Below are 19561 nucleotides of genomic sequence, written 5' to 3' on the forward strand. Positions count from 1 at the left end.
GGACCGCAGCCGCACGCGTGCCGGCGGAAAGGCTGAACTGGCAGGGCTTGCGCGGTGCCGGCCGCGCGGCGGGGCCCGGACCGGCGGCAGTTACAAACTGGCTACAAATCTCCGTGCGGCACGGCCCCGGGCAGGAAGCAAAAAAAGCGGCGGCGCGCCGGGACCTGGTCCGGGCGCGCCGCGTTTCCTTCCGCGCCGCAGTGATCGCCCCGGCGCACCACTTCCTGTGCCGGGCGGGTTACAGCACCTCGAAGCTGGTCGACATGACTCCCATCAGCGCAACCTTTTCCGGCGAATCGGCGAAGGCCAGCAGCATGTCGCCCCGGTCGACCTGGCCGTTCGCCATCAGCTCGGTCCAGAAGCGCACCTCGTCCGGCGCCGCGTCGCGATGCATGCCGCCCAGGTACAACGCTTCGGTGAATGCCAGGTCGCTCGACGCGCCATGCAGGGCAGCGCTTTCCCTGCTGGCCACGAAGGCATCGGCGATCGCCATGATCGACATGCCCGCTTCATGCGCGCCGATCCAGTAGTTCAGGCCCGCTTCCTCCGGCGCCCGGTCGAACAATACACTGTACAGCCGCACGATCGCCGCCACGTCGGTGGCCCTGAATTCCACCTCGGCGGGCATTTCCAGCTTTTCCGCGGAACTGGCGAAGCCCAGCGCCACGTCTGCCCGCGTCACGCCGCGCGCCAGATGGCCGAGCCAGAACGCCATGCCGTCGCTGTCGGCCTCCCGGTCGAGTGCATTCCGGTACAGCCGGCTGACGAATGCGGCATCGTCCAGTGCGGCGTTGGCGCCGGCTTGCCCGTACAGCGCCTGCGCGACCTGCGACAGGCTGGCGCCCTGCTCCACCATGCGCTCCATCGTGTCCACGGTGGCCACGCTGGCCTGCGCGCCGGTCAGTGCTTCGACCACGCGCGCCGCCGTACCGGCAACCGACATGTCCGCACCGGTAAAGCGCAGCGTTTCCACGTTGCCGACGATGTCGGTGCCATCGCTGCCGCCGCCGCTGTGCGTCATCACGAGCTCTCCGTCAACCACGCGCACGATGTAGTCGGCCCGGCCGTTGCCCGCCAGTTGCACGATATCGTTGCCGCTGCCGCCGTCGATCGTGTCGTTGTCCTGGCCGCCGAAGACGAGATCGTCGCCCTCGTCGCCGGACACGATGTCCTTGCCGGCGGCGCCGCCGACGATATCGTTGCCGGCACCGCCATGCACGACGTCGTCGCCCGCACCCAGCATGATTGCCTGCGCGGCACTGTCCCCCCAGACGACCTGGGCTCCGGCGTCGCTGACGATCCACGCGGCACCCATCACCACCGCGAATTCCACGTCGTGCAATGCAACGCTGGAACCGGCCGGCAAGCCACAGGCATCGATGACCAGGGCCGTCGGCACGTGTCCCGCGGCGGCGGCCGCGCCGGAAATCACCAGCGTTCCCGGAGCGGCATTTGCCGCGGCGGTCGGCACGAGGGTTTGCACCAGCAGCGGTGTCGCATCCTCCAGGGTGCCGACGTAGTTGCTGCCGGCCCCGGTCAGTCGCGCCTGGTCGGCCGAACCGTCCACGGTGTGCGCGCGGATTTCGCTGACCAGATCCGCCACCGATGCCGCCGCCGATGCCGGCCGCGCCGCGCCGCTGGCCTCCAGGCCGAAGCCCAGCGGCAGCTGCGCGGTCAGCAGGCTGGTGCCGGCCGCGTCCTTCACCAGCGGGATGTCGGCCATGTCCCTGTCGCCCACCTGCTCGACGCGCGTCGGCATCACGACCGGGATCGTCACGACCTGCGACACCGATCCGTCGCCGTTGGTGACGGTGACGACCCGGACCACTACGCCATCGATCGTGTCGCCGCCCGATGGCGGCGGATCGACCGGCGGAGGGTTCAGGACCGGCGGCGTGGTGTTCAGGACCGGCGTTGCCGCCAGCAGCGCGGCATCGTTGCCGGCCGTATCCTGGATCGCGGCGGCATCGTTGCCGCCGGTCGGGTCTTCGTAGCCAACCGTCACCGGCTGGTCATGCTGCACCGCGCTGGCAAGGGTCAGCGTGACCGTGCCGGCAGCGGCGTCGACGACCACCGCCGAAACGGCCACGGCCCTGCCGGCCGCCATCACCGTGAACGCACCGGCTGCCGGACCATGTGCCGCGTCGAGCTGGCCGGCCTCGTCGTACGACAGTACCAGCGTGCGGCCGTTGACGGTGGCGCCCGTGAATACCGGGGCACTGGTATCGGGTACGCTGCCGTCGACCAGCACGCCGCCCAGCGGCGGCACGCGGCCGGCAATGGCCAGCGTCGCGTCGTTGCCGGCCGCATCGCGAATCGTGCTGCCGTTCAGGGACAGGCCGGTGATGGCGATGCCGTCCGCGTCGCTGTCGCCCGCCTGCACCGTGTAGCGGTACGTCAGCGTATTGCCGCTGCTGGACACCAGCGTTGCGCTGCGCGCAGTACCGCCCACCGTCAGGCCCAGCGTGCTGCCGCCGCCACTGACGATTACCGCTTCATCGAACGTCACCGTGAACTCCATCTGCCCGCCGACGGCGTATGTACCGTTCGCCGGCGCCCCCACGGCGGCCACCGATGGGGCCTGCGTATCGCCAGGACCGGGTACCGTCGTATCGACCAGCACGCCGCCCAGCGATGGCACGTGCCCGGCGAGCGACAGCGCGGCGTCGTTGCCGGCCGTGTCGCGGAGCGTGGTGCCGTTCAGGGACAGACCCGTGATGGCGATGCCATCCGCGTCGCTGTCTCCCGCCTGCACCGTGTAGCGGTACGTCAGCATATTGCCGCCGCTCGACATCAAGGTCGCGTTGCGTGCGGTGCCGCCGATCGTCAGGCCCAGCGTGCTGCCGCCGCCGCTGACACTGAGCGCCTCGTCGAAGGCAATAGTGAAATCGAGGTGTGCGCCGACCCCGTAATTGCCGCCCGGCGGCGCCGTGACGACCGTCACCGACGGCGCCTGCGTGTCGACCAGGATGCCCGCGGTCGACGGCAGGTGCCCGGCCAGCGACAGCACGGCATCGTTGCCCGCCGCATCGCGGATTGTTGTGCCGTTCAGGGACAGGCCGGTGATGGCGATGCCGTCCGCATCGTTGTCGCCCGCCTGCACCGTGTACAGGTACGTCAGCGTATTGCCGCTGCTGGACACCAGCGTTGCGCTGCGCGCAGTGCCGCCTACCGTCAAGCCCAGCGTGCTGCCGCCGCCGCTGACATTGACAGCCTCGTCGAAGGCGACGGTAAAGCCCAGCGTCTCGCCGGCACGGTATGTGTCGGCCGCGGGAGCGATGACGCTTGCCACCGATGGGGCCTGCGTATCGCCAGGACCGGGTACCGTCGTATCGACCAGCACGCCGCCCAGCGATGGCACGTGCCCGGCGAGCGACAGCGCGGCATCGTTGCCGGCCGCGTCGCGGAGCGTGCTGCCGTTCAGGGACAGACCCGTGATGGCGATGCCATCCGCGTCGCTGTCTCCCGGCTGCACCGTGTAGCGGTACGTCAGCATATTGCCGCCGCTCGACATCAAGGTCGCGTTGCGTGCGGTGCCGCCGATCGTCAGGCCCAGCGTGCTACCGCCGCCGCTGACACTGAGCGCCTCGTCGAAGGCAACAGTGAAATCGAGGGACGCACCTACCCCGTACAGGCCGCCCGGCGGCGCCGTGACGATCGCCACCGACGGCGCCTGCGTATCGACCAGGATGCCCGCGGTCGACGGCAGGTGCCCGGCCAGCGACAGTACGGCATCGTTGCCCGCCGCATCGCGGATTGTTGTGCCGTTCAGGGACAGGCCAGTGATGGCGATGCCGTCCGCATCGTTGTCACCCGCTTGCACCGTATAGAGGTAAGTCAGCGTATTGCCGCTGCTGGAGAACAGCGTTGCGCTGCGTGCGGTACCGCCCACCGTCAAGCCCAGCGTGCTGCCGCCGCCGCTGACATTGACAGCCTCGTCGAAGGCGACGGTAAAGCTTAGCGTCTCGCCGGCACGGTACGTGTCGGCAACCGGAGCGATGACGCTTGCCACCGACGGGGCCTGCGTATCGCCAGGACCGGGTACCGTCGTATCGACCAGCACACCCCCAAGCGATGGCACGTGCCCGGCGAGCGACAGCGCGGCATCGTTGCCGACCGCGTCGCGGATCGTGCTGCCGTTCAGGGACAGGCCGGTGATGGCGATGCCGTCCGCGTCGCTGTCGCCTGCCTGCACCGTGTAGCGGTACGTCAGCGTATTGCCGCCGCTCGACATCAAGGTCGCGTTGCGTGCGGTGCCGCCGATCGTCAGGCCCAGCGTGCTGCCGCCGCCGCTGACACTGAGCGCCTCGTTGAAGGCAATAGTGAAATCGAGGGACGCACCTACCCCGTACAGGCCGCCCGGCGGCGCCGTGACGACCGTCACCGACGGCGCCTGCGTGTCGACCAGGATGCCCGCGGTCGACGGCAGGTGTCCGGCCAGCGACAGTGCGGCATCGTTGCCGGCCGCATCGCGGATCGTGGTGCCGTTCAGGGACAGGCCGGTGATGGCGATGCCGTCCGCATCGTTGTCGCCCGCCTGCACCGTGTACAGGTACGTCAGCGTGTTGCCGCTGCTGGCGAACAGCGTTGCGCTGCGTGCGGTACCACCCACCGTCAAGCCCAGCGTGCTGCCGCCGCCACTGACATTGACAGCCTCGTCGAAGGCGACGGTAAAGCCCAGCGTCTCGCCGGCACGGTATGTGTCGGCCGCCGGAGCGATGACGCCTGCCACCGACGGGGCCTGCGTATCGCCAGGACCGGGTACCGTCGTATCGACCAGTACGCCGCCCAGCGACGGCACGTGCCCGGCGAGCGACAGCGCGGCATCGTTGCCGGCCGCGTCGCGGATCGTGGTGCCGTTCAGGGACAGGCCGGTGATGGCGATGCCGTCCGCATCGCTGTCGCCTGCCTGCACCGTGTAGCGGTACGTCAGCATATTGCCGCCGCTCGACATCAAGGTCGCGTTGCGTGCGGTGCCGCCGATCGTCAGGCCCAGCGTGCTGCCGCCGCCGCTGACATTGACAGCCTCGTCGAAGGCAACAGTGAAATCGAGGGACGCACCTACCCCGTACAGGCCGCCCGGCGGCGCCGTGACGACCGTCACCGACGGCGCCTGCGTGTCGACCAGGATGCCCGCGGTCGACGGCAGGTGCCCGGCCAGCGACAGCACGGCATCGTTGCCCGCCGCATCGCGGATTGTTGTGCCGTTCAGGGACAGACCGGTGATGGCGATGCCGTCCGCATCGTTGTCGCCCGCCTGCACCGTATAGAGGTACGTCAGCGTATTGCCGCTGCTGGAGAACAGCGTTGCGCTGCGCGCGGTGCCGCCCACCGTCAAGCCCAGCGTGCTGCCGCCGCCGCTGACGGTGACAGCCTCATCGAAGGCGACGGTAAAGCCCAGCGTCTCGCCGGCACGGTACGTGTCGGCCGCCGGAGCGATGACGCCTGCCACCGATGGGGCCTGCGTATCGACCAGCACGCCCACCAGCGGCGGCACGTGGCCGGCCAGGGCCAGCGTCGCATCGTTACCGGCCGTGTCGCGGATCGTGCTGCCATTCAGGGCGATGCCGGTGACGGCGATGCCGTCGGCGTCGCTGTCACCCGGCTGCACCGTGTAGGCATACGTGAGCGTTGCCGTGCCCGGCGCGGAAACGAGCGTGGCTTCACGCGCGGAGCCGCCGATCACCAGGCCAAGCACGCTGCCGCCGCCCTGCACGACGACATTCGAATCGAACGTCACCGTGAACACCAGCGTGTCGCCGGCCGCGTACGTGGCGGCGGCGGGCACGCCGATGGCGCTGGCCACGACGGGAGCATCGGCATCGATCCGGATGTTGCCCGTGGCGGGTACCTGGCCCGTCAGCGTGAGGGTCGCGTCGTTGCCGGCCGCATCGCGGATCGTGCTCGTGCCCACTGCCAGCGCACCGACAGCAATGCCGTCCGCATCGTTGTCGCCGGCCTGCACCGTGTAGCGGTAAGTTACCGTGTTGCCGCTGCTGGACAGGAATGTCGCGCTGCGGGCCGTCCCGCCTATGGTCAGGGCCAGCGTGTTATCGGTGCCGGTAACGGTGACCGCCTCATCGAACGCCACGGTGAAATCGAGGTGCGTGCCGGCGGCATGCGTGCCATTCGAAGGTACCGTCACGCTGGCCACAGCTGGCGCCTGGGTATCCACTGTGATGCCGGCTGTCGATGGCACGGTCCCGGCCAGCGAAAGCGTGGCGTCGTTGCCGGCCGCATCGCGGATCGTGCTCGTGCCCAAGGCCAGCGCGCCGACATCGATACCGTCCGCATCGTTATCGCCGGCCTGCACCGTATAGCGGTAAGTCACCGTATTGCCGCTGCTGGACAGGAATGTCGCGCTGCGGGCCGTTCCGCCGATGGTCAGGGACAGCGTGTTATCGGTGCCGGTAACGGTGACCGCCTCATCGAACGCCACGGTGAAATCGAGGTGCGTGCCGGCGGCATGCGTACCGTTCGAAGGTACCGTCACGCCGGCCACAGCTGGCGCCTGGGTATCCACCGTGATGCCGGCTGTCGATGGCACCGTCCCGGCCAGCGACAGCGCGGCGTCGTTGCCGGCGGCATCGCGGATCGTACTCGTGCCCAGTGCCAGCGCACCGACAGCAATGCCGTCCGCATCGTTGTCGCCGGCCTGCACCGTGTAGCGGTAAGTTACCGTGTTGCCGCTGCTGGACAGGAATGTCGCGCTGCGGGCCGTGGCGCCGATGGTCAGGGACAGCGTGTTATCGGTGCCGGTAACGGTGACCGCCTCATCGAACGCCACGGTGAAATCGAGGTGCGTGCCGGCGGCATGCGTACCGTTCGAAGGTACCGTCACGCCGGCCACGGCTGGCGCCTGGGTATCCACCGTGATGCCGGCGGTCGATGGCACGTTCCCGGCCAGCGACAGCGCGGCGTCGTTGTCGGCCGCGTCGCGGATCGTGCTCGTGCCCAGTGCCAGCGCGCCGACAGCGATACCGTCGGCATCGTTGTCGCCTGCCTGCACGGTGTAGCGGTAAGTCACCGTATTGCCGCTGCTGGACAGGAACGTCGCGCTGCGGGCCGTGCCGCCGATAGTCAGGGCCAGCGTGCCGTCGGTACCGGTGACGGTGACTGCTTCGTCGAAGGCCACCGTGAAATCGAGGTGCGTGCCGGCGGCATGCGTGCCATTCGAAGGTACGGTAACGCCGGCCACTGCCGGCGCCTGCGCGTCCACCATGATGCCGGTGGTCGATGGCGCTTTTCCGACCAGCGACAGCGCGGCGTTGTTGCCGGCCGCATCGCGGATCGTGCTCGTGCCCAGGGCCAGCGCGCCGACAGAGATGCCGTCCGCATCGTTGTCGCCCGCCTGCACCGTGTAGCGGTAAGTCACCGTATTGCCGCTGCTGGACAGGAACGTCGCGCTGCGCGCCGTACCGCCGATGGTCAGGGCCAGCGTGCCGTCGGTACCGGTGACCGTGACCGCCTCGTCGAACGCCACTGTGAAATTGAGGTGCGTGCCGGCCGTATGCGTGCCATTCGAAGGTACGGTAACGCCGGTCACTGCGGGCGCCTGCGTATCCACCAGGATGCTGGCGGTCGATGGTACATGCCGGAACAGCGTCAGCGAAGCGTCATTGCCGACCGCGTCCCGGATCGTGCCGGTGCCTGCGGACAGCGCGCTGATGGCAATGCCGTTGGCATCGTTGTCGCCTGCCTGCACGGTATACGTGTACGTGATCGAATTGGCGGTCGCCGAAACAAACGAGCCAAGGCGCACCGTGCCGCCGATGATCATGCTCAGCGAGCTGTCGGTACCCGTGACGGTCAAGTTCTCGTCGAAGGTGACGGTAAAGCTCAGCGTTTCCCCGGCACGATACGTGCCTGGCGCAGGAATGCCGATGTTGCCGGAAACGGAGGGTTCAGTACTGTCGACCAGCACGCCCGCAGTGCTGGCAACTCCTTGCAGCGCAAGCGCGGCATCGTTGCCGGCGGCATCTTTCAGCGTGCCGCCATTGGCCGACAGGGCGCCAATCGTGATGCCGTCGCTGTCTGACTTGCCACCCGTCAGGGTGTGCCGGAAAACCAGCGCCGTGGTGCCGCTGCCGCTCACGTAATTTGCATAGACGGTCTGGCTGCCGATGACCAGCGCGATACGCGGAGTGCCTCCGCCGGTATTGACGGTAACGGCTTCATCGAGCGTGACCGTGAACTGCAGCTGCCCACCCGCCGTATAGGTGCCCGCTACCGGTACCGCGACGGCAACGACCGCGGGTGCGACACTGTCGACCAGCACGCCGGAGGTGCTGTCCACGGCGTGCAGCGTGGGGTCGGCATCGTTGTCGGAGAGATCGCGAATCGTGCCGCCGTGCAGCGCCAGCGCCGTGACCGCAATACCGTCGGTATCTTGCAGGCCATTGACGAGCGTGTAGCGGAACGTCAGCGTGGCGGTGCCGCTGCCGCCGGCGTACTCCGCCCGCACCGCCTGGCCGCCGATGACGAGGCCCAGTGCCGGCACCCCGCCGTTCGTGTCGACCATGACCGTTTCATCGAACGTGACGGTGAAGTCGAGGTGTTCTCCAGCGCCGTAGGTATCCGCTGCCGGCGCGCCGACCGCACTCACAACCGGTGCAGTGGCATCCGGCGGAAGTTCGCCCAGTATCAGTTCGCCGGGGCCGATGGCGCTGAAGTTCGCTGCACCGGTGGCGTCGGCGGAATACGTGGTCACCACCAGCACGTAGGTGTGCCCGGCAACCAGCGCCATGTTCGGCAGTTGCGACAACCAGTTCACCGGATCGCCATTGTCATCCTTGAAGTCGATGTCTTCGTTCGCCGCAATGATATTGACAAGGGGATTCTGCGGATCGAAGGTGGTGTCATACAGCCAGATCTGCGTGTCATGGCGCAGATCCCCCACGCCGGCGTCGGTCCACAGGTCCACGGCGGAGTCCACGGTGAGCGTATAGGCGCCGCTGACGGTCGGCGTGAGGATCTGCGTCGTGTAACTGAAGAGTGCGGTTTGATTGGTCTGGTCGACCGCGAGAATATCGGCCTCATACCAGATCTTGGAATAGCCGATGTCGTTGTCCTGGCCAGGAAAATCGCACGGCAGACGAGGACGGTTATATTGGTGCGTGCCGTCCAGGACGGCTTCGAACAGGGTCGTAACGGTACTCATCGCGATTTCCCAACAGTAATTTTTGGAATTCAAATGATGCCGGTGGGACATATCGCGCCTTTGCCCTGCGTCAAACATCGCCGAGAACGTGCGAAGGCAGTCGCGATGGAACGACAGAAACGAAGCGTTTCTTGCTGTTGGCGCAAAACACCGCCGTAACAGTTGTCGTTCATGCATGGGCGATATAAGGTCTCTTGCGCTTCCCTACAGGGCCTGCATCAGGAACGCCGGGATGACGCAAAAAGTTCCGCAATGAACTTCATATTGCTTTTAGGAACTTTTCATGCTAGTGTGGCGGGCTTGCTCCCGATCCGGCCCCACCCCTGCCCTTCCCAGTAGCACCGAGCAAACGGCCCCCCGCTGCGCCGTGCTTGCGGCTTCGTCACCGACCAGGCCGCCTCCTACAGTCCATTGAAGAATGTTGCGTGCGCCCCGGTGGCGCCGTCCAGCCATGAGGCAGCGATAAGATGAACCCTGTCAGCAGCTCAGCCCGGGAAGCCGTCATCGGCCTGACCTGGTCCACCAATGCGGAAGGCTTGTGCGAATCGACCTGTGAGCGTTGCCCAGGGCTGCTTCCCGATATGGCCGGTTTGTCGCTGCCGGCATGGATTGCATCGCTGGCGATGGAAGGCGGCGCGGCGATGGCGCTGCAGATCGGTGCCGCGCTGCGGCACGGCCGTCCCTTCGACTATCGACTGGAAATCACGTGCCACGATGGCTGGCGGCGCCACGCGCTGCTGACCGGCCTGCCCCGCATGGCGGCAAACGGCCACCATGCCGGCTGGTCGGGAGCGCTCGTGGACATCACCGCGCACCACAGCGAGCTCGCGCACGCGTTACGCAGCGAGGCGGCGCATCGCCTCATCGTCGATAACACCACCGACCTGATCGCCCGCTGCGACCCGGATGGCCGCTATCTCCACATCTCGTCCTCGTACACCCGGATCATGGGATGGACACCTGCGCAGATGATCGGCCAGTCCGTGATCGGCTTCCTGCATCCGGACGACCAGGCGCCGGCGCGCGAAAGGCTGATGCGCACCCTCGCGGGCACCTCGCAGCGCAACGATCCCATGCAGGTTCGCAAACGCACCACGGCGGGCGGCTATGTAGCGCTGGGGACGATCGCCCGGCAGGTACTCGACCCGGACACCGGCGCCTGCCTCGGCGCGGTACTCGTGTCGCGCGACATCGCGCGTGAAACGGAGATGCTGGCACGGCTCGAACGCATGGCCGAACAGAACATGACGCTGCTGGAGAGTATCAACGACGGCTTTTTCTCCGTCAACGGGAACTGGGAAATCACCTATGCCAACAGCCGTGCCGCCGCGTTCGTCGGCGTCGAACGGGATGCCGCGATCGGCCGGGTGGTATGGGAAGTGGCGCCGGGCCTGGAGGAGTCGACTGTCGGCCGCCACCTGCGCAGCGCGATGGCGCACCGCAAGGATGCCAGCTTCGAAGCTTTCTACGAGCCGGTCGGCGTCTGGGTCAGCGAACGGATCTACGCGCACGAAGACGGCCTGTCGGTGTTCTTCCACGATATCTCGGACCGCGTGGAACGCGAGAAGCAGATCCGCGAAAGCGAGCGGCGCTTCCGTGAGACGATCGGCATCACGCCGGCCGGCTACGTGCTGGTGAACGGTGGCGGCATCATCGAAGATGTCAATCCCGCACTGTGCCAGCTGTCCGGGCATGCCCGCGAAGAGCTGGTCGGCAAGGCGGTGGCGTCATTCCTCGCCGATGGCGACGCCAGCGCGGCGTTGAACCTCCGCCAGACCGGCCATCGCGTGCATGCGCTGGAAACGGTACTGCTGCACCGCCAGGGCCACCGCGTGTATGCACTGGTGAACCAGACGATCGAGGTGGACGCCGACGGCCAGCCGCGCTCGCTCACGGCATTCATCACCGATATCACCGAGCGCAAGCACGCCGAAGCCCGGCTCGAGGAAATGGCCACGCGCGACACGCTGACGGGCTTGCCGAACCGGGCATGGATCAACCGGCGCGTGGGCGACATGCTGGGTGGCCCCCACCATGAGACGTACACGACCGTGTTTTTCATCGACCTGAACCGTTTCAAGGAAGTCAACGATTCGCTCGGGCACGCTACCGGCGACCGGCTGCTGCAGCAGGTCGGCGAGCGCCTGCAGTCCTGCATGCGGCCGGGCGACGTGGTGGCCCGGCTCGGCGGCGACGAATTCGTGGTGGCGGCAAGCTGCGCCGGCCGGGATGCCGCCGCCGCCATCGCGCAGCGGCTGCTGGCCACCCTGGCGCTGCCGTTCTACACGGACGGCCTGGAAATGCGCGTGGGCGCCTCGATCGGCATCAGCCTGGCACGACCCGGCGCCATGTCGACCGAGCAGCTGTTCGAGAAAGCCGATACCGCGATGTACAAGGCCAAGGCACAGGGCAATGGCTCGTTCCAGTTCTTCGAGCCGGAAATGTGCGTCGCGGCGAAGCGCCGCCTGCAGCTCGAGGCGGCGCTGCACCGGGCGCTGGACCACGGCCAGTTCGAGGTGCACTACCAGCCGCGCGTCAGCCTCGGCACGATGGGTACGCTCGGCGTGGAAGCGCTGCTGCGCTGGGACCACCCCGAATTCGGCCGGGTCGCACCACTGGAATTCATTCCGCTGGCCGAAGAACGCGGCCATATCGGTACGATCGGCCAGTGGGTGCTGGGGGCGGCATGCCGCGACGTCAAGCGCATCAACGACCGGTTCGGCATGGCCCTGCATGTGTCGGTCAACGTATCGGCGCGGCAGCTGCGCTCGCCCGACCTGGTGGCCCAGGTGCAGCAGGCGCTTGCCGGCTCGGGCCTGCCGGCCGCCGCGCTGGAACTGGAATTGACGGAAAGCGCGCTGATCGAGGATCTCGACCAGTCGGCCGAAGTACTGCGCGGCCTGAAATCGCTGGGCGTGCGGCTGTCGATCGACGATTTCGGCACCGGCTATTCGAGCCTGTCGTACCTGAAGCGCTTCCCGATCGACGTGCTCAAGCTGGACCGCTCGTTCGTGGCCGAAAGCCCGGCCGGCGACGGCTTCGTGCGCGCGGTGATCGGCATGGCGCACGCGCTCAATCTTTCCGTTGTCGCCGAGGGCATCGAAACCACCGGCACGATGGCGGCGCTGCGCGATGCCGCGTGCGACGAGGGGCAGGGTTACCTGTTTGCGCGGCCGATGCCGCTCGAGGAGCTGGAAGCGTTCCTGGCGGACGAGGAAACCCGCTCCGGCAATGCGCTGGAGCAGGAATCGGCGCGCTGACGGCGCGGCCAGTGCGCCGATGCCGCCCCGAGCCAGGGCGATCTCATACCCCTGCCCCGTGCCGCGGCGGTCATCCAGCCGTCGCCGGATGCGTCACTCCGGCACCCCGCACATGCAGTGCGTCAGCGCCATGAACGGCTTCTTCTGCGCCGTCATCTCGTTCAGCCAGTTCAGCTCCTTCGCGACATGGCCCGCCACGCCGGCGGGGATGCCGGCCGGCGCCAGCACCGTTCCCACTTGCCGCGCCACGGCCGCGTCGATCAGCTCGCTGACGGCCTGCGGCGCGCCGAAGAAGTCGAGCAGCTTGTCGAAGCGCGTGGTTTCGCGCTCGATGTAAACGATGCGCGGGTCGGCGCCCAGCTTGGCGCGGCGCGCCGCCGAGCGCACCGCGTCGTTGAAGCTGCCCAGCGTGTCGACCAGGCCGCGCTCCTGCGCCTGGGCGCCGGTCCAGACCCTGCCCTGCGCCACGGCGTCGATCTTTTCCGGGGTACTCTTGCGGGCCTGCGCGGCCTTCGTCGTGAACTCGGCATAGACGTGGTTGATCGACGATTGCAGCAGCTGGCCGAAGCGCGGGTCCATCGGGCGCGTCGGGTTGCCGGCGTCGCCCAGCCACGTGGTCGGCTGGCCGCCGCTGTGGATGCCCAGCTTGTCCATGACCTTGTCGACGGTGGGGAACAGCGCGAACACGCCGATCGAACCGGTGATCGTCGATGCGTCGGCGATCACTTCGTCGGACGACATCGAGATCCAGTAGCCGCCCGACGCCGCCAGGTTGCCCATCGAGACGACGACCGGTTTGCCGGCCGCGCGCGTCAGTTCCAGCTCGCGCCGGATCAGCTCCGAGCCGAATGCGCTGCCGCCGGGCGAATCGACGCGCAGCACGATGGCCTTGATGCTGTCGTCCTCGCGGGCCATGCGGATCAGGTTCGATGTCGACAGGCCGCCGATCGAGCCCGGCGCGGCGATGCCGTCGCCGATCTCGCCGACCGCCATCACCACGCCGATCGCGTCGCCGCTCAGCTGCGGCGCCAGGCGCGCCAGGTATTCGTCGAAGCCGACCTGGCGGAACGACTTGTTCTGCGGATCGGGGGCGCCATAGCCGAGCACCAACGCGCGAATCTCGTCGCGCGTCTTCAGGCCGTCGACCAGTTTCACGCTTTGCGCCATCTTCGCCAGGTTGCCGCCGCTCTGCTCCAGCAGCGCCGGCAGGTTCTCGATGCCGCGCGCGATCGTACCGGCCGGCAGCTTGCGGGCCGTTTCCACGTCCTGCAGGTAGCGGTTCCACAGGTCGTTGTTCAGGTAGGCTTCCGCTTCCATCGCGGCCGGCGACGGGCCATTCGCCACCAGCGGCTCGGCGGCACTCTTGAAGTTACCCACTTTCAGCAGGTTCACCGTGACACCCAGCTTGTCGAGGGCATCGCGGTAATAGGTGCGGTATTTGCCGTAGCCGTCCAGGATCAGGGTACCCATCGGGTGCAGGTAGACCTCGCTGGCATGGGCGGCGATCTGGTACTGGCTCTGGTTGTAGTTCGAACCCCAGGCCACCACCTTCTTGCCGCCGGCGCGGAAGCGGTCGATGGCCGCCGCGATCTCGCGCTGCATCGCCGGGCCGCCGCCTTCCATCTCGTCCACCAGCAGCAAGGCGCCGCCGATGTTCGGATCGCGCGCCGCATTGTCCAGCACGCGCAGCACGTCGCGCAGCTGGATGTAGCGGCGCACGTTGTCGTCGCCGAGATTGGCCAGCGCCGCCAGCTTGGCGCCGCCCGGCGCCTGCTCGACCAGCTGGCCATTCAAATTCAGCACCAGCATCGTCTTCTCGCCCAGCGGCTTGGCGCCGCCGCCGAACAGCGCGTACAGCAGCGCGATGACGATGACCAGGAAAATCAGGTTCATCACGGTGCGGCGGCTGGCATCGATGAAGCGCCACACGCGGCCAAGGCCGCCACGGACATACGAAAACACGGATCGGGACACAGGCAACTCCGGGGCAATGTTGATAAGGTGACTCTCGCTATGTGAACTGTATCAGTTTGCGCGGGCCGGCGCGCCACGCCTTCCGGGTGAGGAAACCAGCCACAGCCCGGCAAACACGAACAGGCCGTTCACGAGCAGCAGTTCGAGCCCCAGCCGGTAGGTGCCGAAGAACAGGTGCTGCCAGTGCTCCAGCAGCGCGCACAGCAGCGGCCCGGCGACGACGACGGCCGGCACCAGCCGGTCGCGCACGGCGCGGCGCGTCAGCAGGCCGAAGCCGAACAGGCCCAGCAGCGGACCATACGTGTAGCCGGCCAGTTTCAGGATCACGCCGATCATGCTGGCGCTGTCGATCCACTTGAAGACCATCACCAGCAGCAGGAACAATGCACAGAAGCCCAGGTGCACGCGGTGGCGCCAGCGCATGGCGGTCCGTTCGTCCAGCGCATCGGCTCCCTTTCCGCGCTGAACGCCCAGCAGGTCGATGCAGAACGACGACGTCAGCGCGGTGATCGCGCCGTCGGCGCTGGGGAACAGCGCCGACACCAGGGCGATGAAGAAGACCAGCTGCATCGCCGCCGGCAGGTGCCCCATCACGATGGCGGGAAACAGCTTGTCGCCGCTGGCGGTCACGCCCGCCTGCGGTGCGTACAGGTGCAGCAGGCCGCCCAGGAACAGGAACAGGCCCAGCACGATGACGAGGATGAACGTGAGCAGCAGCATGTTCTTCTGCGCTCCCTGCAGGGTGCGTACCGAGATATTCTTCTGCATCATTTCCTGGTCCATTCCCGTCATGGCGATCGTGATGAAGGCGCCGGCCACGACCTGCTTCCACAGGTAGCCGGGACTGTCGACATTGAAGTCGAACACGCGCGCCAGGCCGGCCGCCTGCATCCGCGCCAGGCTGTCGGCCACGGACAGGTCCATCGCATGCAGCAGGAACCACACGCTGGCGCCCAGGCCGGCCAGCATGCCGGCGGTCTGCAGCGTATCGGTCCAGACGATCGTCTTCACGCCGCCCTCGTACGTATAGAGCAGGATCATCAGCAGGATCACCAGGTTGGTGGCCCAGAACGGCACGCCGAGCCGGTCCAGGATCGTCGCCTGCAGGATATTGACGACCAGGTACAGCCGCGCGGTGGCACCCAGCGTGCGCGACACGATGAAGAACGCGGCGCCGCTCTGGCAGGCGCGCCGGCCCAGCCGCGTGTCGAGATAGTGGTAGATCGATGTCAGTTTCAGCCGGTAATACAGCGGCAGCAGCACGAAGGTCACGACCAGGTAGCCGATCACGTAGCCCGCGGTGATCTGCAGGTAGCCGAAGCCGTCGCGCCCGACGGCGCCGGGGACGCTGACGAACGTGACGCCGGACAGCGTGGTGCCGACCATGCCGAACGCGACCAGCACCCAGCTGGAGCTCTTGTTGCCGATGAAGAAGCTGGCGTTGTCGGCGTTGCGCGAGGTGGCCCACGCCACCGCCAGCAGCAGGCCGAAATACGCGAAGATGACGAAAAACAGGAAAGCGGGGGACATGCTGGAACCATCTGAAGTGTGAATCGGCAGCAATATACACCGGCTGCCGGGCTACAATCCGTGCAGGAAACGAGGAAACACCCGAGGAAACACCCGAGGAAACGCCATGTACAGTGCCGCAACCAGACAATTCGCGTGCGGGCAGGAAGCGCTGATCCTGCCGCTCGAAGTGCGCGTCCATGCGCAGGCCGACGGCCGCGCCGAGGGCCGCGAGGAATGCATGCGCGACTATGCGCGCGTGCTGTATTCGTCGTCGTTCCGCCGGCTGCAGGGCAAGATGCAGCTGCTCGGCGTGGATGCCAGCAATTTCAACCGCAACCGGCTGACGCACAGCCTGGAAGTGGCGCAGATCGCCCGCTCGATCGCCGCCGACCTGGGACTGGAACGCAGCGTGGTGGCCGAAACGTGCGCGCTGGCGCACGACCTGGGCAACCCGCCGTTCGGCCATTATGGCGAGCGCATCCTCGACGAACTGGGTGCCGGACACGGGGGCTTCGAAGGCAATGCGCAGGCGTTCCGCATCCTGCGCACCCTCGAGAAGAAGCACCATGCGTATGCGGGCCTGAACCTGACCGTCCGCACGCTGGCCGGCATCACCAAGTATTTTTACCGCCGCGCCGACAATCCCCGGAAATTCCTGTATGACGAGGATTTCCATTTCCTGTCCGGCGAGCTGGCGCGGCACGGGCTGGCGATCCGCAAGACCATCGACGCGCAGATCATGGACCTGTCGGACGAAATCGCGTACGCCGCCCACGACCTGGAAGACGCGATGAGCTTCGGCATCATCACGTGGGGAGAAATCCTGCACGAATTCCGCATCAGCCGGGACTTTGCCGACGCCTTCGAGCCGTTTTCCCGCATCGCGCACTGCGCGCACGAGGAAGCGCTGAAAAGCGAGGCGCAGGCCAGCTCCGAGGAATATTCGATCGTGCTGCGCAAGGAAATGACGTCGCAGATCGTGCACGAACTGTGCCGCGATATCGCCGTGGTCGACGGCAAGCATGGCCAGGAACTGGGCTACCGCACGATGGGGCCGCTGGCGCGCGGCCTGAAGACGCTGCTGTGGAAGGCGATCCTGCGCAAGAAGGACGTCCAGTTGTACGAGAAAAAGGGCGAGAAGATCATCCGCGGGCTTTTCGAAGTCCTGACCGACCGCCGCTACAACCGCGACAACGTGCTGCTGCCGCCCGAGCTGCGCTGCCTGACGGACTCGCGCGAACGGCTCGTCCTCGACTACATCGCCGGCATGATGGACGTGAACGCCGCCGCCGAATACGAAAAATACTTCGGCAAGGGCAGCCTGGAGCGCATCTATGGCTAAAGCAACATCTGTTTCAAAAAAACCGGTGACAGACACCGGTTCTTTAGCAACATCTGTTTCAAAAAAACTGGTGCCTGTCACCGGTTTTGTCACCCCTTCAACGGATACGTGGCGGGAGGCGGAGCTGGCGGGCTTCCTGCTGCCCGAGCAACAAACCGACATTCATGAACAGGGCTGGCTGAAGATGCTGGCACCGCGTGCCGCCGGCGGTGCCGAGCTGCCGCTGCCCGAAGTCGTCCGGCTGGAAGAACGGATCGCCGCCACCGACGGCAGCCTGGGATGGGTCGTCACGCTGTGCGCGGGCGCCGGCTGGTTCGCCGGTTTTCTGCCCCCTGCCCTGGCACATGACATCATGGCCACGCCGGGCGTTTGCCTGGCCGGCAGCGGCGCGCCGACCGGCTTCGCCGATGCCGACGGCGACGATTTCGTGCTCAGCGGCAGGTGGGATTACGCCAGCGGTGCGCCGATGGCCACCCACTTCACGCTGAACGCCGTGCTGCGCGCCCGTGGCGAAGTGCTGCGCGACGAACAGGGCAAGCCGCGCATCCGCGCCTTTGTCGTGCCGGCCCGCTACGTGGCGCTGGAAGCTTCATGGCAGGCGATCGGCCTGCGCGCCTCGGCGTCGCACGCCTACCGGCTCGATGGCACGCGGATACCGGCCAGCCACGGCTTCACGATCGACGCCGCCCATGCGACGGCCGACGGCCCGCTGTACCGTTTTCCGTTCATGGCGCTGGCCTACGTGACGCTGGCCGCCAACCTGCTCGGCATGGCGACGCATTTCCTGGCACTTGCCGAACCGCTGATCGCCGCGCGGCGCCAGCATGGCAGCGGCGTGCCGCTGGGCGAAGTACCCTCGGTGGCGGTACGGCTGGCCGCGGCGCGGGAAGCACTGGCAACGCACCGCGCGGCCCTGTACGAAGTCCTCGACCGCGCCTGGGCCGACGTGGTGCGCCACGCCGTGGCGGACGAGGCGGGCCTGCAGCGGGTATCCTTGCAGCTGGTCGACACCTGCCGCCGTACCGTCGATTGCCTGTATCCCTACTGTGGCCTGCAGGCGGCACGCGACGACGTGCCGATCAACCGCGTCTGGCGCGATTTTCATACCGCTACGCAGCATGCGCTGCTGCTGCCGGACTGATGGCGATCAGGCCCGCCGCCGCCGCGCGTGCCCATACAGGGCGAGGCCGCCCAGCAGCAGCATCGCGTACGTGGAGGGCTCCGGCACCGCCGTGAGCATCACCGTATAGTCGCAATTGCCGGCGTAGCAGGCCGAAGTCAGGATGTCGCCGCGTTCGTTGGCGGCGTCCATCCAGAAGGTCCAGCCGGACGCGCCATCGATCAGGTCGCCGACACGGGTAATGGTCCCGCCCTCGACGATGGCGGCCTGCCATTGCTGGTCAAGGCCATAGATCCGGCCGGCCGTATCGATGTACAAGATACGCGCCAGGTCGGAGTAGGACTCGGCGCTGCCATCCCTGATGACCCAGGCATGGCTGGAGAACAAGTCCGCAGAAGTCCCGAATACATGGCCGAGTTCGGAGATGCCGTTTACGCCGCCGAACGTACTTCCAAGTCCGCCAAAGCTCGTCATCGTGCCGTTTTCCCAGATGAATGGCACGGCGTATCCGCCCGCCGCCCACCGCACCATTCCGGTAACTTGCCCGCGGTCGTTAATTCCTACTCCAAACGTGTCGCCACCGGGATCCAGCGCGCCCAGGTCCACCATGCTGCCGTCCGCTTTCATGATGTAGGCGCCCTCCCTGCCTCCATCTGGTTGGATATCGAGATAGTTGACGAGCACGGTGCCGGTATTGTTGACGTCCCAGGCGTGGCTGTAGGTACCTTGCCTTCCACCGATATCCCGGTACACACCATCCTGTAACACAAAGGCGCGGGCGTATCCGGCATCGGGCCTTGTCGTTCCGACGATCGTGTTCGCGTCGTTGATGGCATGCGGCGTGTGTTGCGCCGACGCCGGCATCGGGAGGACGGAAATGCCGCCCCTGCTGAACATCAGTGTCTCGTCCGTGCGGAAATTCTCGCCGACGCCGATCCCGCGATTGTTCATGGCCCAGGCTTGCGTGCCATCGGCGTCGCCGAGCACCGTCAGCGTATAGTTCGGTACAGCAACTGCCGGCAGCGTTGCCAGCGTGAAGTACAGTGAAACAGCCAGTTTGCGCATGATCGGCATCTCCGCTTGAGTGAGATGTAGAACCTATACGGATCGCCAAGGTTGCTGCCTGCAAGTGTCTCCCGTGCACTACAGATCGGCCACGGGCATGCTCAGGCGGGCGCAGCAAACGGCCGCCG

At 66.9% G+C, this 19561-nt stretch carries 7 protein-coding genes; 3 read left to right on the forward strand and 4 right to left on the reverse strand.

Annotated features, from left to right (window positions below; all coding sequences use genetic code 11):
• Window positions 1-238: 238 nt before the first annotated feature.
• Window positions 239-9160 (reverse strand): DUF4214 domain-containing protein, encoded by an 8922-nt coding sequence (locus tag FHS02_RS27670; RefSeq protein ID WP_175424806.1) that lies wholly within the window; start codon window positions 9158-9160, stop codon window positions 239-241.
• Between the two features lie 467 nt (window positions 9161-9627).
• Between FHS02_RS27670 and FHS02_RS27675 the strand changes: the two genes are divergently transcribed.
• A complete protein-coding gene (locus FHS02_RS27675) occupies window positions 9628-12420 on the forward strand; it encodes a sensor domain-containing protein (protein ID WP_137313912.1) in 2793 nt (930 codons plus the stop codon).
• A 93-nt stretch (window positions 12421-12513) separates the two neighbouring features.
• On the opposite strand, the gene sppA is transcribed toward FHS02_RS27675, so the two are convergent.
• On the reverse strand, window positions 12514-14394 hold the full coding sequence (gene sppA / locus FHS02_RS27680; RefSeq protein WP_137313913.1) for a signal peptide peptidase SppA: 1881 nt from the start codon (window positions 14392-14394) through the stop codon (window positions 12514-12516).
• Between the two features lie 51 nt (window positions 14395-14445).
• Window positions 14446-15924 carry a sodium:solute symporter gene (locus FHS02_RS27685; RefSeq protein ID WP_137313914.1) on the reverse strand — a complete coding sequence of 493 codons (1479 nt, stop codon included), beginning with the start codon at window positions 15922-15924 and terminating at the stop codon, window positions 14446-14448.
• A gap of 106 nt (window positions 15925-16030) precedes the next feature.
• On the opposite strand from FHS02_RS27685, the gene dgt reads away from it, so the two are divergent.
• Both dgt and FHS02_RS27695 read left to right on the forward strand, forming a co-directional pair.
• Window positions 16031-17248 (forward strand): dGTP triphosphohydrolase, encoded by a 1218-nt coding sequence (dgt, locus tag FHS02_RS27690; protein ID WP_137313915.1) that lies wholly within the window; start codon window positions 16031-16033, stop codon window positions 17246-17248.
• A gap of 70 nt (window positions 17249-17318) precedes the next feature.
• Window positions 17319-18389 (forward strand): acyl-CoA dehydrogenase family protein, encoded by a 1071-nt coding sequence (locus tag FHS02_RS27695; RefSeq protein ID WP_229422643.1) that lies wholly within the window; start codon window positions 17319-17321, stop codon window positions 18387-18389.
• A gap of 6 nt (window positions 18390-18395) precedes the next feature.
• Here the strand turns inward: FHS02_RS27695 and FHS02_RS31745 are convergent, their stop codons facing one another.
• Window positions 18396-19433 (reverse strand): PEP-CTERM sorting domain-containing protein, encoded by a 1038-nt coding sequence (locus FHS02_RS31745; protein WP_229422645.1) that lies wholly within the window; start codon window positions 19431-19433, stop codon window positions 18396-18398.
• Window positions 19434-19561: the final 128 nt, after the last annotated feature.

The organism is Pseudoduganella umbonata (genome assembly GCF_014192225.1).
GTDB classification, from domain to species: domain Bacteria; phylum Pseudomonadota; class Gammaproteobacteria; order Burkholderiales; family Burkholderiaceae_D; genus Rugamonas; species Rugamonas umbonata.

Bases quoted from the DNA above. Each gene is read 5' to 3' on its own strand.
- FHS02_RS27675 (WP_137313912.1), top strand. From the start codon at position 9,628: ATGAACCCTGTCAGCAGCTCAGCCCGGGAAGCCGTCATCGGCCTGACC.
- FHS02_RS27685 (WP_137313914.1), bottom strand. From the start codon at position 15,924: ATGTCCCCCGCTTTCCTGTTTTTCGTCATCTTCGCGTATTTCGGCCTG.
- dgt (WP_137313915.1), top strand. From the start codon at position 16,031: ATGTACAGTGCCGCAACCAGACAATTCGCGTGCGGGCAGGAAGCGCTG.
- FHS02_RS27670 (WP_175424806.1), bottom strand. From the start codon at position 9,160: ATGAGTACCGTTACGACCCTGTTCGAAGCCGTCCTGGACGGCACGCAC.
- FHS02_RS31745 (WP_229422645.1), bottom strand. From the start codon at position 19,433: ATGCGCAAACTGGCTGTTTCACTGTACTTCACGCTGGCAACGCTGCCG.